The sequence below is a fragment of the Brevundimonas basaltis genome, assembly GCF_014202075.1.
In the GTDB taxonomy this organism is placed as follows: Bacteria; Pseudomonadota; Alphaproteobacteria; order Caulobacterales; family Caulobacteraceae; genus Brevundimonas; species Brevundimonas basaltis.
The window spans coordinates 683,364-695,382 of sequence record NZ_JACHFZ010000001.1; the positions used below are offsets into that span (position 1 = coordinate 683,364).

Consider the following 12,019-nt stretch of genomic DNA (forward strand, 5'->3'; position numbering starts at 1 on the left):
ATCATCGATAGAGATTGAGCCGCCATGCAGCCCGGTATCTGGCAAATCCTGATCATCGCCGTCCTCGCCCTCCTGCTGTTCGGCGGGCGCGGCAAGATTTCCGGCCTGATGGGCGACGCCGCCAAGGGCATCCGCGCCTTCCGCGACGGCCTGAAGGACGGCGACGCCGACAAGCCCCGGGACGAGCGCGCGGGCGCCCTGCCTCGCACCGAGGCCGAAAAAGAAGACCTGAAGTCGTAAGCCCCGTTTCGCGCCGGAGACTCTGACGGATGGGTGGTCTTGGGCCCGGCATCGGCGGGCTGGAAATCCTCGTCATCGGCCTGCTGGCGCTCATCGTCGTGGGACCGAAGGACCTGCCGCTGCTGATGCGCAGGGTCGGCAAGGCCGTGGGCAAGGCCCGCGCCATGGCCAACGAATTCCGCGCCAGCTTCGACGAGATGGCGCGGCAGTCGGAGCTGGACGAGCTGCGGCAGGAGGTCGAGGCCCTGCGGCGCGGCCAGGGTATGGTTCCGCTCGGCGCCGAGGCCGAGGCGACCTTCCGCGATATCAGCGATGATCTGAACAGACCGCTGGACGAACCCGCGACCCAGCCCGCGCTGACCGGGCCGGATGAATGGCCCGACGCCGCGCCGGTGATGGAGCCGCTTGAAACGAAGCCCACGGCCTCTGCGCCCAAGGCCGCCAAGGCGCGGGCCAAGACGCCCGGGACTCGGGCCGGCGCCGCGAAGCCCGCCGCCAAGGCCCGCCCGGCCAAGCCGAAAGCCCCATCCGCCGGTCGGAAGGCTGCGGCCGCCAAACCGAAAACCCCGCGCAAGAAGGCGATCGACCTGTGAGCGGGCCCGAACGCGACGAGGCCGACATCGAGGCGTCGCGCGCCCCGCTAATGGATCACCTGATCGAGCTGCGCACGCGGCTGATGATCTGCGTCGCCGCCTTCGTGGTGGGCTTTGTCGGCTGTTTCATTGTCGCCGACCCGATCTATGTATTCCTGGTTCAGCCGTTCGTGGTGGCGGCCCAGTTCCACGAAGCGGCCGGGCCGGGGGGAAGCGTGTCGCCCTTCGATCTGATCCTCGGGACGGCCGGGCTGGTTCCCGTGCCGCGCGGAGACGGCGAGACCGTGAACCTGATCTTCACGGCGCCGCTGGAGTTCCTGATCACCAAGATGAAGCTGGCGGCGTTCGGCGCCGTGGTGGTGACCTTTCCGGTGTTGGCCTGGCAGTTGTACCGCTTCGTGGCCCCGGGGCTGTACCGCAACGAACGGGGCGCCTTCCTGCCCTTTCTGATCGCGGCCCCGGCCATGTTCCTGACCGGCGCGGCGATGGTCTATTACGTCATGCTGCCGTTCGTGATGCTGTTTTCCCTGGGTCAGCAGATCAGCGGCGGCGTCGTCACGGCCGAATTGCTGCCGCGGGTGTCGGACTATCTGAACCTGGTCATGGCGCTGCTGCTGGCCTTCGGCCTGTGCTTCCAGCTGCCGGTGGTGATGACCCTGCTGGGCATGGCCGGGATGGTGTCCTCAAGAGCGCTGGCCTCGGGCCGGAAATACGCCGTGGTCGCCATCGCCGTGGTCGCCGCCTTCGTCACCCCGCCCGATCCGCTGAGCCAGATCATGCTCGGCGTCCCGCTGCTGCTGCTCTACGAGATTTCGATCTGGTGCGTGCGGCTGATCGAACTGCGGCGCAGGAAGGCGGACGCGGCCCCGGCCTGACGGAACCCCGCGGCAGCGTGGCCGTTTGGACCGGGTTCCCATTCAGGAGTCCGACCATGACCAGCCTTTTCCGCCTGACCGCCGTCGCCTCGATCGGCGCCCTCGCCTTCGCCGCCGCCGCCTGCACGCCCGCCGAAAATGACGCGGACGACGGGACCGACACGACCACGATCGTGGAGCGCGAGGTCCCGGCCGATCCGGTCGTGGTCGAGCGCGAGGTTCCCGTCCCGACCCCGCCGGTGGTCGTCGAGGATCGCCGCGAAGGCGACAGCACCACCGTCCGCGCCAACCGCGACGGCCTCGAGGTCGAGACCACCAACCGCTGATCCCCCCGCAGCATGTGAAAAGGGCGCCGGCGGTCTCCCGTCCGGCGCCCTTTGATCGTCAGCCCCCGCTGTCGATCAGCAGCTGTAGTACATGTCGAACTCGACCGGGTGCGGGTGCAGTTGCAGCCGCATCACTTCTTCCATCTTCAGCTCGATGTAGCTGTCGATGAAGTCGTCATCCATGACGCCGCCCTTCTTGAGGAAGGCGCGATCCTTGTCGAGACTCTCGAGGGCCTCGCGCAGGCTGCCGCAAACCTCGGGGATGTTGCCGCGCTCTTCCGGCGGCAGGTCGTAGAGGTTCTTGTCCGCCGCCGCGCCCGGATCGATGCGGTTCTCGATGCCGTCAAGGCCGGCCATCAGCAGGGCCACGAAGGTCAGATAGGGGTTGCCCATCGGATCGGGGAAGCGCGCCTCGATGCGCTTGGCCTTGGGCGAGTTGACCCACGGAATGCGGATCGAGGCCGAGCGGTTGCGCGCCGAATAGGCGAGCTTGACCGGAGCTTCGTAGCCCGGGACCAGCCGCTTGTAGGAGTTGGTGGTCGAATTGGCGAAGGCGTTGATGGCCTTGGCGTGTTTGATGATGCCGCCGATGTACCACAGGCACATGTCCGACAGTCCGGCATATTTGTCGCCCGCGAACAACGGCTTGCCGTCGCGCCAGATCGACTGGTGGACGTGCATGCCCGAGCCGTTGTCGCCGAAGGTCGGCTTGGCCATGAAGGTGGCCGACTTGCCGTAGGCGGCGGCGACGTTGTGGATGACGTATTTGTAGAGCTGCAGGCGGTCGGCCATGGTCAGCAGGTCGCTGAACTTGAGGCCCAGTTCGTGCTGGGCCGGGGCCACTTCGTGGTGGTGCTTCTCGGGCTGCATGCCGAGGTCGCGCATAACGCCCAGCATCTCGCCGCGCAGGTCCTGGGCGCTGTCGGTCGGATTGACCGGGAAATAGCCGCCCTTGTGCGTCGGGCGGTGACCCATGTTGCCTTCGGAATAATCCGCGCCGGTGTTGGCCGGCAGCTCGATCGAATCGTAGCTGTAGCCGGTGTCGTGCGAGGCGGTGGACCAGCGCACGTCGTCGAAGATGAAGAATTCGGCTTCCGGTCCGAAGAAGACGGTGTCGCCGACGCCCGAGGACTGGACATAGGCCAGCGCCTTCTTGGCCATCGAGCGGCTGTCGCGGTTGTAGGGCTCGCCGGTGTCCGGGTTCAGCACGTCGCAGAACAGGAACAGGGTGGTCTGCTGATAGAAGGGGTCGATCCAGAAATTGGTCAGGTCCGGCTTGAGCAGCATGTCAGACTCGTTGATCGCCTTCCAGCCGGCGATCGAGGAGCCATCGAACATGGTCCCGTCTTCCAGGAACTCCTCGTCGACCAGATCGATGTCGAAGGTGACGTGCTGCATACGCCCCTTGGTGTCGGTGAAGCGGAGATCGACGTATTGAACGTCCTTCTCCTTGATCTCTGACAGGATTTTCTTGGCGCTCATGCTCGAGGGTCCGTTTCTTGGGGAGGATAGTGAAACGGCCGCCTCGAAAGGCGGCCGGTGGTTCAAGCGGTCAGACGGCCTGGGCCCCTGTTTCGCCGGTGCGGATGCGGATGACGTCGAGGACATCGGAGACGAAGATTTTGCCGTCGCCGATCTTGCCCGTGCGGGCGGCGGCCTGGATGGCGTCGATGACCGAGGGGACCATGTCGTCGGGAACCACCACCTCGATCTTGATCTTGGGCAGGAAGTCGATGACGTATTCGGCTCCGCGATAGAGTTCCGAATGGCCCTTCTGGCGGCCATATCCCTTGGCCTCCAGAACAGTCATGCCCTGCACCCCCGCGTCCTGGAGGGCTTCCTTCACTTCATCCAGCTTGAAGGGCTTGATGACGGCTTCAATCTTTTTCATCAGCGATCCCAGGCGGGCTTACAACGCCGCGCGCTCGGGCGGTAAAGGGACATTGCATTGCACAATAAGGCAAGCCTTTTTCGGTTTCCGGCGCCATCCGTGATCGGAGGACCGGCGTGACCACCCTGGCCGACTGGCGCACCGGCCTGCCGTGGCCGGAGCGCGAAACCCACAAGCACGCGCGCGGTCGGCTGGGGGTGGTGTCGGGCAAGGCGACGCAGACGGGCGCGGCGCGGCTGGCGGCCCGGGCGGGGCTGCGCATCGGCGCCGGGCTGGTCCGTATCCTGTGTCCGCCGGACGCCGCCCTGGTCATCGCACCGGCGATCGAGGCCGTCATGCTGACCCCGTTCAGCTCCCCCGAGGGGCTGGTCGAGGGCTGCGAGGGGATGGACGCGGTGGTGATCGGCCCGGCCGCCGGGCTTACCGAGGCGACCCAGGCCAATGTCCGCGCCCTCGCCATGACCGGCGCCGCCCTGGTGGTGGATGCCGACGGGCTGATGGTGTTCGAGGACTGGACCGAGGGCCTGTTCGAGGCGCTGGACCGGGACGACGTGCTGACCCCGCACGAGGGCGAGTTCGAGCGGCTGTTTCCCGACCTGCTGGGGGCCGGACGCGAGACGGCGGCCGCCGAGGCGGCGGCGCGGGCCGGGGCCGTCGTCGTGCTCAAGGGGCCGGAGACGGTGATCGCGGCTCCGGACGGCCGCGTGGCCGTCAACGACAACGGCACGCCTTGGCTGGCGACGGCGGGGAGCGGCGACGTGCTGGCCGGCATGATCGGCGGGCTGGTCGCCCAGCGTATGGACAGTTTCGACGCGGCCCGGGCGGCGGCGTGGATGCACGCGGAGGCGACGCGGGGGATCGGACCGGGCCTGATCGCCGAGGACCTGCCTGACCGCCTGCCTGCCGTGCTGGCGGCCCTGCATGCAACGTCGGGCTGAGGCGCGACGGCGCGTCCGGTTCAAATTGTCGTCGAAGCGGCCTATGCGGAGCGTCCCCGCCGCCGGAGCCTCGCCTTGCTGATCGTCCTGTCCCCGGCCAAGCGGCTGGATTTCACCGAAGCCGACCCCGCCCTGCCCGCCTCCGAGCGGCGATTCCGCGAGGATACGGCGTCGCTGGCGCGCACGGCGCGGGGTCGCACCGTCGCCGAGCTGCGCGGGCTGATGAGCCTTTCCGACGACCTGGCGCGGCTGAACCGGGCCCGGTTCCAGGCCTTCGACACCGAATCGGCCGACGGGGTGCAGGCGGCCTTCGCCTTCGCCGGCGACGTCTATGAGGGCCTGAAGGCGCGCGAGCTGGACGCCACCTCGCTGGAATGGTCGCAGGACCGCCTGCGCATCCTGTCGGGGCTGTACGGCCTGCTGCGCCCGCTGGACCGGATCCAGCCGTACCGTCTGGAGATGGGGACCCGGCTGAAGACGCGGCGCGGCGCCAGCCTGTACGACTTCTGGGGCGACCGCATCTCCAAATGCCTGAACCTCGACGCCGAGGGACATGACGATCCGACGCTGGTGAACCTGGCCAGCCAGGAATATTTCGGCGCCGTCGATGCGCGGGCGCTCAAGCTGCCGGTGGTGACGCCGCATTTCCGCGAGGAGAAGGATGGCGAGAGCCGGATCATCTCATTCTTCGCCAAGAAGGCCCGCGGCGGCATGGCCCGTTTCGCCATCGATGAGCGCATCGACCGCGCCGAGGACCTGAAGGGGTTCGACCGCGACGGCTACCGCTTCGACAAGGCCGCCTCGACCGATGCGGACTGGATATTCATCAGATCAGGAAATTCGTGAGTCCCTGTCGCCTTCGCTGACGCGAGCGGCTAGGTTGGACCCGAGATTCAGACGGACGACACCCCATGTTCCAATGGCCTAAACGCGGTGACGGCTCGCAAGCCGAGGACGCCCCCTTCCGCGACATCGGCGACCTGAAGGGGCAGGTGGCGGTGATCTCGGGCTCGACCTCGGGAATCGGCCTGGCCTTCGCCCGCGCCATCGCCTCGCGCGGCGGCGAGGTGGTGCTGAACGGCCTCGGCGATCCGTCGGAGATCGAGCGGACGCGCGCGGAGATGGAGGCCAGCTGCGGCGTCCGGGTGCGCTATCACGGGGCCGACATGCGGCGCGGCGACGAGGTCGCCGACATGGTCGCCTACGGCAAGCACCAGTTGGGCCGGGTCGACATCCTGATCAACAACGCCGGCGTCCAGCACGTCGAGGCGGTCGAGAAATTCCCCGCCGACAAATGGGAGCAAATCATCGCCATCAACCTGTCGTCCACCTTCTATGCGACGCGGGCGGCGATCCCGATCATGAAGGCCCAGGGCCGCGGACGGATCATCAATGTGGCCTCGGCCCACGGCCTGGTCGCCAGCCCGTTCAAGTCGGCCTATGTCGCCGCCAAGCACGGCGTCATCGGCTTCACCAAGACGGTGGCGCTGGAGCTGGCCCAGGACAACATCACCTGCAACGCCCTGTGCCCCGGCTTCGTCGAGACACCCATCGTCGAGAAGCAGATCGCCGATCAGGCGCGCACGCGCGGCGTGTCGAAGGAGGCGGTGCTGAAGGACGTCATCCTCGGCTCCCAGCCGACCAAGCGGTTCGTGACCACCGACGAGTTGACCGGGATGATGCTGTATCTGGTCAGCGACCTCGGCGCCTCGGCCAACGGGGCCAGCTTCTCCATCGACGGCGGCTGGACGGCACAGTAGCGGGACCAGGTCGCCCATGACCGCGCTGACCTGGATACGTGGCTATACCGCAGCCGAACTCGAACGAGCGCAGGCGCGATTCCGCCTTAACTTCCCCTCTGACCTCATCGAACTCCTACGGGACCGACGCCCGGTCGGAGGGCCGGATTGGAACAATGAGGAGAAGGTGCGCCGGCTCTTGGCTTGGCCATTTGAAGGCCTGCTCTTCGATGTCGAGCAGAACGGACTCTGGTGGACCGATTGGGGAGATCGCCCCGCCAAGGCGGAGGAAAGAGCCGAATTACTGAGGCAGGTCGTGGAGCGCGCACCGCGTCTCATTCCGATCTTCAGCCACCGGTACCTGCCGGCGACCCCCACCGTGGCCGGAAACCCCGTCTTCTCCGTCTACCAGTCCGACGTGATCCACTACGGGGCGGATCTGGACGACTACATTGATCGTGAAGTGAACGGCTGGGAGACTCGGCCGTGGCCAGAAAATCTTCGGGAGATCGACTTCTGGTCCGAGCTTGTCCGACGCAATAACGCCTGAGGTCGTGAGGAATTCACCGAGGCGTCGTGACCTCGCCTTCCCCTACCCCACAAACCCCGCCGCCCGCTTCAGCCGGTCGTTGATGGCTTCGCCCAGTCCGTGGCCGGGCACCGGCGACACCGCAATGCCCGCCGGAGTCTCACGGTCGGCTTCGCGCAGCATCCGGAACAGGTTGGCCGCCGCCTCCCGCAGGTCACCCGTCGGGCTGAGGCTCCAGCGCAGCGCACCCACGCCGGGCCCGAAGCCGAGCAGGATTTCCCCCTCCCCCGCCGCCATGGCGTTGATCCGCACCGGGGCGTCCGGGGCGTAGTGAACGGCCGCGCGGCCGGGCGAGCGATGCCCCTCGCCGCCCCGCTCGAGCGGGCCGACCACGGCTTCGATGTCGGCCCGGGTCACCGAGCCGGGCCGCAACAGGGCGACGCGGCCGTCCAGCACCGAGACCACCGTGCTCTCGACCCCGACGGCGCAGGGGCCGCCGTCCACGGCGTCGGCGGCGGCGAAGCCGGTCTCCTCCAGCGCGTCCGCGAAGGTGGTGGGGCTGGGCCGGCCCGAGCGGTTGGCCGAGGGGGCCACCACGGGCTTGCCGAAGGCCGAGATTACGCCGCGGGCGCGGAGGTGGCCGGGAACCCGCACGGCCACGCTGTCCAGCCCGGCGCGGGCGAGGTCGCAGACCCGGTTCCGGTCACGCACCGGCGCCACGATGGTCAGGGGGCCGGGCCAGAAGGCTTCGGCCAGGGCGCGGGCGCGGGCGTCGAAGACGGCGATGGCCTCGGCCTCGACCGCGTCGGCGACATGGGCGATCAGCGGGTTGAAGCGGGGCCGGCCCTTGGCCTCGAAGATGGCGACGACGGCGGCGGCGTTCCCGGCGTCGGCGGCGAGGCCGTAGACGGTCTCGGTCGGCAGGATGACGAGACCCCCGCGCGCCAGCGCCTCGACGGCCTGGGCGTCGGTCGCGCCTAGAGCCGACGCGCCTGAAGCGCCACCCGCACGGTTACCTCGCGGCCGACCATCCTGTTCCACGCGCCTGAGGTTCCTATGCCGAAATCCGTGCGGTCGAGAGTGAACGCACCCGTCAGATGCGCCCGGTCGCCGGTCACGCGCAAGTCTACGGGGAAGGTCACCGGACGGGTTTGCCCCTTCATCGTCACCTCGGCCCGGGCCGTATAGCGGTCGCCGCCGGCCGATTCGAGCGACCGGAGCTGGAATCGGATCGTCGGATGTCGCCGGGCGTCGAGGAACCCGGGACCGATCGCCCGCCCGGTCACGGCCGAGGCGTTCATCTTCAACGACCCGGCTTGCACCACGATGGTCGCACGGGTCCGCGACGGCGCGTCCGGATCGAAGGCGACGTCGCCGCGCCAGTCCTCAAACCGGCCCCGGTGGGAGCCGCCGAAGGCGCGCACCGACATCTCAATGGTCGAGGCCTCGCGCAGCACCTCCCACGGCGGCGGCGCGTCGCTCCACGCGCCGAGCCCGAGCAGCGCGAGACCCGCCAGCAGGACGGCCCGGCGGATCACGGCCGGCGCGGGATGAAGGGAAGCATACGGTGCAGGACGTTGTCGCGGTCGACGAAGTGGTGCTTCAGCGCCCCGGCGACATGCAGGAAGAGCAGCACGTAGAGGGCCTTGGCGGCGAGCTCGTGCATGTCCATCAGCTGGCCGGCGGTCTCGCGGCCGCCGCCGATCGGCAGGGCCGGCCACTCGAACAGGCCGAACCAGAGAATCTCGCGGCCTCCGGCCGAGGAGGCGGCCCATCCGACCAGCGGCATGCCGATCAGGAAGGCGTAGAACAGGGCCTGGGTGCCGCGCGCCAACAGCTTCTGCCAACGCGGCGTCGTTTCGGGCAGCGGGATGGCCGGATTGGCGATGCGCCAGCCGAGTCGAGCCAGGGTCAGGACCATAATGCTCAGACCCACCGATTTGTGGACATTGACGAACTCGCGGGAGATTGGCCCATCCGTCACCTCATGCGCCCAGATCAGGCCGATCTGGGCCACCACGAGGGCGGCGATCAGCCAGTGCAAGACCAGCGATACGGTCGAATAGCGGTTGCGCGGTTCGGCCACGGAGTTGCTCCCTTACCCGGATGTCAGACCGTCAGCTTGACCCAGCCGACGCGGTTCGCCAAGCCGCGCCTTGCGTGACCCGGCGGCAAGGCGGCATGAACATGGGCACAGTTTCGAGAGCGAACCGATGACCTACCGCGCCCCCGTCCGCGATCTGATCTTCACCCTGACCGAGGTGGCCGGGCTCGACGCCGTCGCGGCGACCGGCGCCTTTCCCGACTTCGACGCCGATCTGACCGGCGCGGTGCTGGAGGCGGCGGCCCAGTTCTCGGAAGGCGTGCTGGCCCCACTGAACCGCGTCGGCGACCAGAAGGGTTCGCTCTACGCCAATGGCGCTGTGACGGCGGCCCCGGGCTTCGCCGACGCCTACCGCCAGTTCGCCGAGGGCGGCTGGACCGGCCTGTCCGCCCCGACCCACGCTGGTGGGCAGCAACTGCCCAAGGCGCTGGAGCTGGCGGCCTATGAGACGGTGCACGCCGCCAATATGGCCTTCGGCCTCTGTCCGATGCTGTCGCTTGCGGCGATCGAGGCGCTGGAGGCGGTCGGCACCGAGGCGCAGAAGACGACCTATCTGACCAAGCTGGTCTCCGGCGAATGGACCGGGGCCATGGTGCTGACCGAGCCGCAGGCGGGATCGGACCTCGGCGCCCTGACGGCGACGGCGGTTCCGAACGGCGACGGGACGTATTCCCTGACCGGGCAGAAGATTTTCGTCACCTGGGGCGACCACGACGCCACCGACAACATCGTCCACATGGTGCTGGCCCGCCTGCCCGACGCGCCTCCGGGGCCGAAGGGGATCAGCCTGTTCCTCGCCTCCAAATACCGGGTCAAGCCGGACGGCTCGCTGGGCGAGCGCAACGCCTTCCGGCCGGTCGGGGTCGAGCACAAGCTGGGCATCCACGCCTCGCCGACCTGCGTCATGGCCTATGAGGGGGCGACGGCCGAACTGGTCGGTCAACCCAATCAGGGCCTGGCCCATATGTTCGTGATGATGAACGCGGCCCGGCTGGCGGTCGGCGTCGAGGGCGTCGGCATCGCCGAAAGGGCCTACCAGCAGGCGCTGGACTACGCCCGCGAGCGGCGTCAGGGCCGCTCGGTCTGGACCGGCGAGGCCAACGCCCCGATCATCGACCACCCCGACGTGCGGCGCGCCCTGTCGGTGATGAAGGCCAAGATCGCCGCCGCCCGCGCCCTCTGCCTGTCGACCGGCGTCGCCGCCGATCTGGCGAAGCACGCCGCGACGGACGAGGAACGGCGCCGCTGGAAGAGCCGCGAGGACCTGTTCACCCCCCTCGCCAAGGCCTGGTCGACCGACGTCGGCTGCGATGTCGCCTCGATGGGGGTGCAGGTCCACGGCGGCATGGGCTTCATCGAGGAGACCGGCGCGGCCCAGTACTATCGCGACGCCCGCATCGCCCCGATCTACGAGGGCACCAACGGCATCCAGGCCATGGACCTCGTCGGCCGCAAGCTGGGACAGGACGGAGGCCAGGCGGCCCGCGACCTGATCGCCGATATGAAGGCGACCCTGGCGCTTCTGCCGCGGCTGTATTCGGGCAAGCCGCTGGAACGTTTCGCCACCGCCATCGAGGCGGTGCAGGACGCCACCTTCTGGCTGCTGGACCGCAAGGCGGCGGCGGACGGGGCGGCGGACGTGCTGGCCGGTGCCGACGCCTATCTGACGCTGATGGGCGACGTCGTCGGGGGCTGGATGCTGGCCAAGGGCGCGCTGGCAGCGCGGGCGACCCTCGACGCGGGCGAGGGCGACCCCGCTTGGCTGGAGGGGCGGATCGCCCTCTACGAAGTCTACGCCGCCAATGTGCTGGGCCACGCCTCGAGCCGGCTGGCGGCCGTCGGCCAGGGCGGCGACCTGCTGCAGCGGATGAGCCCGGACGTGCTGGCCGGTTAGGGGCCTTCAGGGGCGTCCAGCAGGGCGATGGCCTCGCGGACGTAGACCGCGTGGGCGACGATGCCGATGCCCAGACGCCCTTCGCCCGGGCGCACCTCGGAGGTCACCACCCCGGCGATGAATGGATGATCCGGCCGGACCGAGCCGGGCAGCTTGCGCGCCGCCGGGGTCCAGAACACCGGCCCGCCGGAGTTGCCGGGGAAGACGGGGAAGTCGAGCAGAAAGGTCGGGAACGACCCGATCGGCGTCACCGGCCACGACGCCACCCGCCCGGTGCGCAGGATGGGGAAGCCGGCGGTGTTCGCCGAATAGCCGTGCGGGTAGCCGAGGGTGAACAGTTCGTCGCCCGGCCCGACCTGCCAGACATCCAGCGCGTCGGCGTCGCCCAGCCAGTCGAGCGGGATGGCGGCCCGGGCGAAGTCCGCCGGGGCGGACACCTCCATCACGGCGATGTCGCGCTCGGGGTGACGGGTCCAGGCCGGATCGCCGTCCTCATCGCGAATGCGCAACGGCTCGGGTGTGAACCGCCAGCGCCCGCCGGGCATCTCGACCCGCCAGCCGATGCGGGCGTCCGGGGCCGACATGTCCCTGAAAACATGGTGCGCGGTCACCAGCACGGTGCGCGGCGACCCGTCCGGCCGGGGCGCATCGACCAGAAAGCCGGTGCCGACCCGCCGGGTGGTCTGATCGCCGTTGCGTTGGTCGAGTTGGACCGTGGCCGAGATCAAGCCGACGGTCAGGTCCCAGGCGGGGGCGACGAGGGCCGCGACAGGCGGCTCAGGAACGGGTTCGGGCGGGACTTGCAGATCGAACATGGGTTGGATGACGCCGGGGCCTTTTGTTCATTTGACGGCACCGGGCCGGTCGCACAAGGTCCGCGCCCTGTACGC

General features: G+C 68.9%; 15 protein-coding genes. 9 read left to right on the plus strand and 6 right to left on the minus strand.

Translation table 11 applies throughout. The features are described from left to right. The first annotated feature begins 24 nt into the window (after nucleotides 1-24). The 4 genes from HNQ67_RS03600 to HNQ67_RS03615 are packed head-to-tail and all read left to right on the plus strand — an operon-like array spanning nucleotide 25 to nucleotide 2,034. Nucleotides 25-240 carry a twin-arginine translocase TatA/TatE family subunit gene (locus HNQ67_RS03600; RefSeq protein ID WP_183252374.1) on the plus strand — a complete coding sequence of 72 codons (216 nt, stop codon included), beginning with the start codon at nucleotides 25-27 and terminating at the stop codon, nucleotides 238-240. 29 nt (nucleotides 241-269) lie between these two features. Then, the gene (tatB, locus tag HNQ67_RS13805) at nucleotides 270-833 is read left to right on the plus strand and encodes a Sec-independent protein translocase protein TatB (RefSeq protein WP_183252376.1); all 564 of its coding nucleotides are present in this window, start codon (nucleotides 270-272) and stop codon (nucleotides 831-833) included. Then, nucleotides 830-1,708, plus strand: coding sequence for a twin-arginine translocase subunit TatC (gene tatC, locus HNQ67_RS03610; protein ID WP_183252378.1), 879 nt, complete (start codon nucleotides 830-832; stop codon nucleotides 1,706-1,708). Before tatB ends, tatC begins: the two co-directional genes overlap by 4 nt. 56 nt (nucleotides 1,709-1,764) lie before the next feature. Then, entirely contained in the window at nucleotides 1,765-2,034 is a 270-nt protein-coding gene (locus tag HNQ67_RS03615) for a hypothetical protein (protein ID WP_183252380.1), read from the plus strand. Nucleotides 2,035-2,109: 75 nt separating this feature from the next. Here the strand turns inward: HNQ67_RS03615 and glnA are convergent, their stop codons facing one another. Further along, nucleotides 2,110-3,516 (minus strand): type I glutamate--ammonia ligase, encoded by a 1,407-nt coding sequence (glnA, locus tag HNQ67_RS03620; RefSeq protein WP_183252382.1) that lies wholly within the window; start codon nucleotides 3,514-3,516, stop codon nucleotides 2,110-2,112. 70 nt (nucleotides 3,517-3,586) lie between these two features. After that, nucleotides 3,587-3,925, minus strand: a complete 339-nt coding sequence (locus HNQ67_RS03625) for a P-II family nitrogen regulator (protein ID WP_183252384.1) — start codon at nucleotides 3,923-3,925, stop codon at nucleotides 3,587-3,589. Nucleotides 3,926-4,041: 116 nt separating this feature from the next. Between HNQ67_RS03625 and HNQ67_RS03630 the strand changes: the two genes are divergently transcribed. The 4 genes from HNQ67_RS03630 (at nucleotide 4,042) to HNQ67_RS03645 (ending at nucleotide 7,152) form a co-directional block, all read left to right on the plus strand. Beyond that, the gene (locus tag HNQ67_RS03630) at nucleotides 4,042-4,863 is read left to right on the plus strand and encodes an NAD(P)H-hydrate dehydratase (RefSeq protein ID WP_343054802.1); all 822 of its coding nucleotides are present in this window, start codon (nucleotides 4,042-4,044) and stop codon (nucleotides 4,861-4,863) included. A 75-nt stretch (nucleotides 4,864-4,938) separates the two neighbouring features. Beyond that, nucleotides 4,939-5,709: a peroxide stress protein YaaA gene (gene yaaA, locus HNQ67_RS03635; protein ID WP_183252385.1), complete on the plus strand. Its 771-nt coding sequence runs from the start codon at nucleotides 4,939-4,941 to the stop codon at nucleotides 5,707-5,709. Between the two features lie 65 nt (nucleotides 5,710-5,774). Further along, complete coding sequence (locus HNQ67_RS03640; protein ID WP_183252387.1) at nucleotides 5,775-6,623, plus strand: 3-hydroxybutyrate dehydrogenase; 849 nt, start codon at nucleotides 5,775-5,777, stop codon at nucleotides 6,621-6,623. A gap of 16 nt (nucleotides 6,624-6,639) precedes the next feature. Further along, a complete protein-coding gene (locus tag HNQ67_RS03645; RefSeq protein WP_183252389.1) occupies nucleotides 6,640-7,152 on the plus strand; it encodes a hypothetical protein in 513 nt (170 codons plus the stop codon). 42 nt (nucleotides 7,153-7,194) lie between these two features. Here the strand turns inward: HNQ67_RS03645 and HNQ67_RS03650 are convergent, their stop codons facing one another. Genes HNQ67_RS03650 through HNQ67_RS03660 form a run of 3 tightly spaced genes read right to left on the minus strand, consistent with a single transcriptional unit; the run spans nucleotide 7,195 to nucleotide 9,217 of the window. Further along, nucleotides 7,195-8,172, minus strand: coding sequence for an L-threonylcarbamoyladenylate synthase (locus HNQ67_RS03650; RefSeq protein ID WP_183252391.1), 978 nt, complete (start codon nucleotides 8,170-8,172; stop codon nucleotides 7,195-7,197). Continuing rightward, the gene (locus tag HNQ67_RS03655; RefSeq protein ID WP_183252393.1) at nucleotides 8,109-8,669 is read right to left on the minus strand and encodes a YceI family protein; all 561 of its coding nucleotides are present in this window, start codon (nucleotides 8,667-8,669) and stop codon (nucleotides 8,109-8,111) included. The genes HNQ67_RS03650 and HNQ67_RS03655 overlap by 64 nt, the downstream gene beginning before the upstream one ends. Next, complete coding sequence (locus HNQ67_RS03660) at nucleotides 8,666-9,217, minus strand: cytochrome b/b6 domain-containing protein (RefSeq protein WP_183252395.1); 552 nt, start codon at nucleotides 9,215-9,217, stop codon at nucleotides 8,666-8,668. Before HNQ67_RS03660 ends, HNQ67_RS03655 begins: the two co-directional genes overlap by 4 nt. A gap of 127 nt (nucleotides 9,218-9,344) precedes the next feature. On the opposite strand from HNQ67_RS03660, the gene HNQ67_RS03665 reads away from it, so the two are divergent. Further along, nucleotides 9,345-11,129: an acyl-CoA dehydrogenase gene (locus tag HNQ67_RS03665; RefSeq protein WP_183252397.1), complete on the plus strand. Its 1,785-nt coding sequence runs from the start codon at nucleotides 9,345-9,347 to the stop codon at nucleotides 11,127-11,129. Here the strand turns inward: HNQ67_RS03665 and HNQ67_RS03670 are convergent. Beyond that, nucleotides 11,126-11,944, minus strand: coding sequence for a trypsin-like serine peptidase (locus HNQ67_RS03670; RefSeq protein ID WP_183252399.1), 819 nt, complete (start codon nucleotides 11,942-11,944; stop codon nucleotides 11,126-11,128). The genes HNQ67_RS03665 and HNQ67_RS03670 overlap by 4 nt on opposite strands. Nucleotides 11,945-12,019: the final 75 nt, after the last annotated feature.

Excerpts from the sequence above, each read along its gene's own strand:
- glnA (WP_183252382.1), bottom strand. The coding sequence starts at position 3,516 with ATGAGCGCCAAGAAAATCCTGTCAGAGATCAAGGAGAAGGACGTTCAA.
- HNQ67_RS03670 (WP_183252399.1), bottom strand. The coding sequence starts at position 11,944 with ATGTTCGATCTGCAAGTCCCGCCCGAACCCGTTCCTGAGCCGCCTGTC.
- HNQ67_RS03640 (WP_183252387.1), top strand. The coding sequence starts at position 5,775 with ATGTTCCAATGGCCTAAACGCGGTGACGGCTCGCAAGCCGAGGACGCC.
- tatB (WP_183252376.1), top strand. The coding sequence starts at position 270 with ATGGGTGGTCTTGGGCCCGGCATCGGCGGGCTGGAAATCCTCGTCATC.
- HNQ67_RS03600 (WP_183252374.1), top strand. The coding sequence starts at position 25 with ATGCAGCCCGGTATCTGGCAAATCCTGATCATCGCCGTCCTCGCCCTC.
- HNQ67_RS03645 (WP_183252389.1), top strand. The coding sequence starts at position 6,640 with ATGACCGCGCTGACCTGGATACGTGGCTATACCGCAGCCGAACTCGAA.
- HNQ67_RS03625 (WP_183252384.1), bottom strand. The coding sequence starts at position 3,925 with ATGAAAAAGATTGAAGCCGTCATCAAGCCCTTCAAGCTGGATGAAGTG.
- HNQ67_RS03665 (WP_183252397.1), top strand. The coding sequence starts at position 9,345 with ATGACCTACCGCGCCCCCGTCCGCGATCTGATCTTCACCCTGACCGAG.
- HNQ67_RS03615 (WP_183252380.1), top strand. The coding sequence starts at position 1,765 with ATGACCAGCCTTTTCCGCCTGACCGCCGTCGCCTCGATCGGCGCCCTC.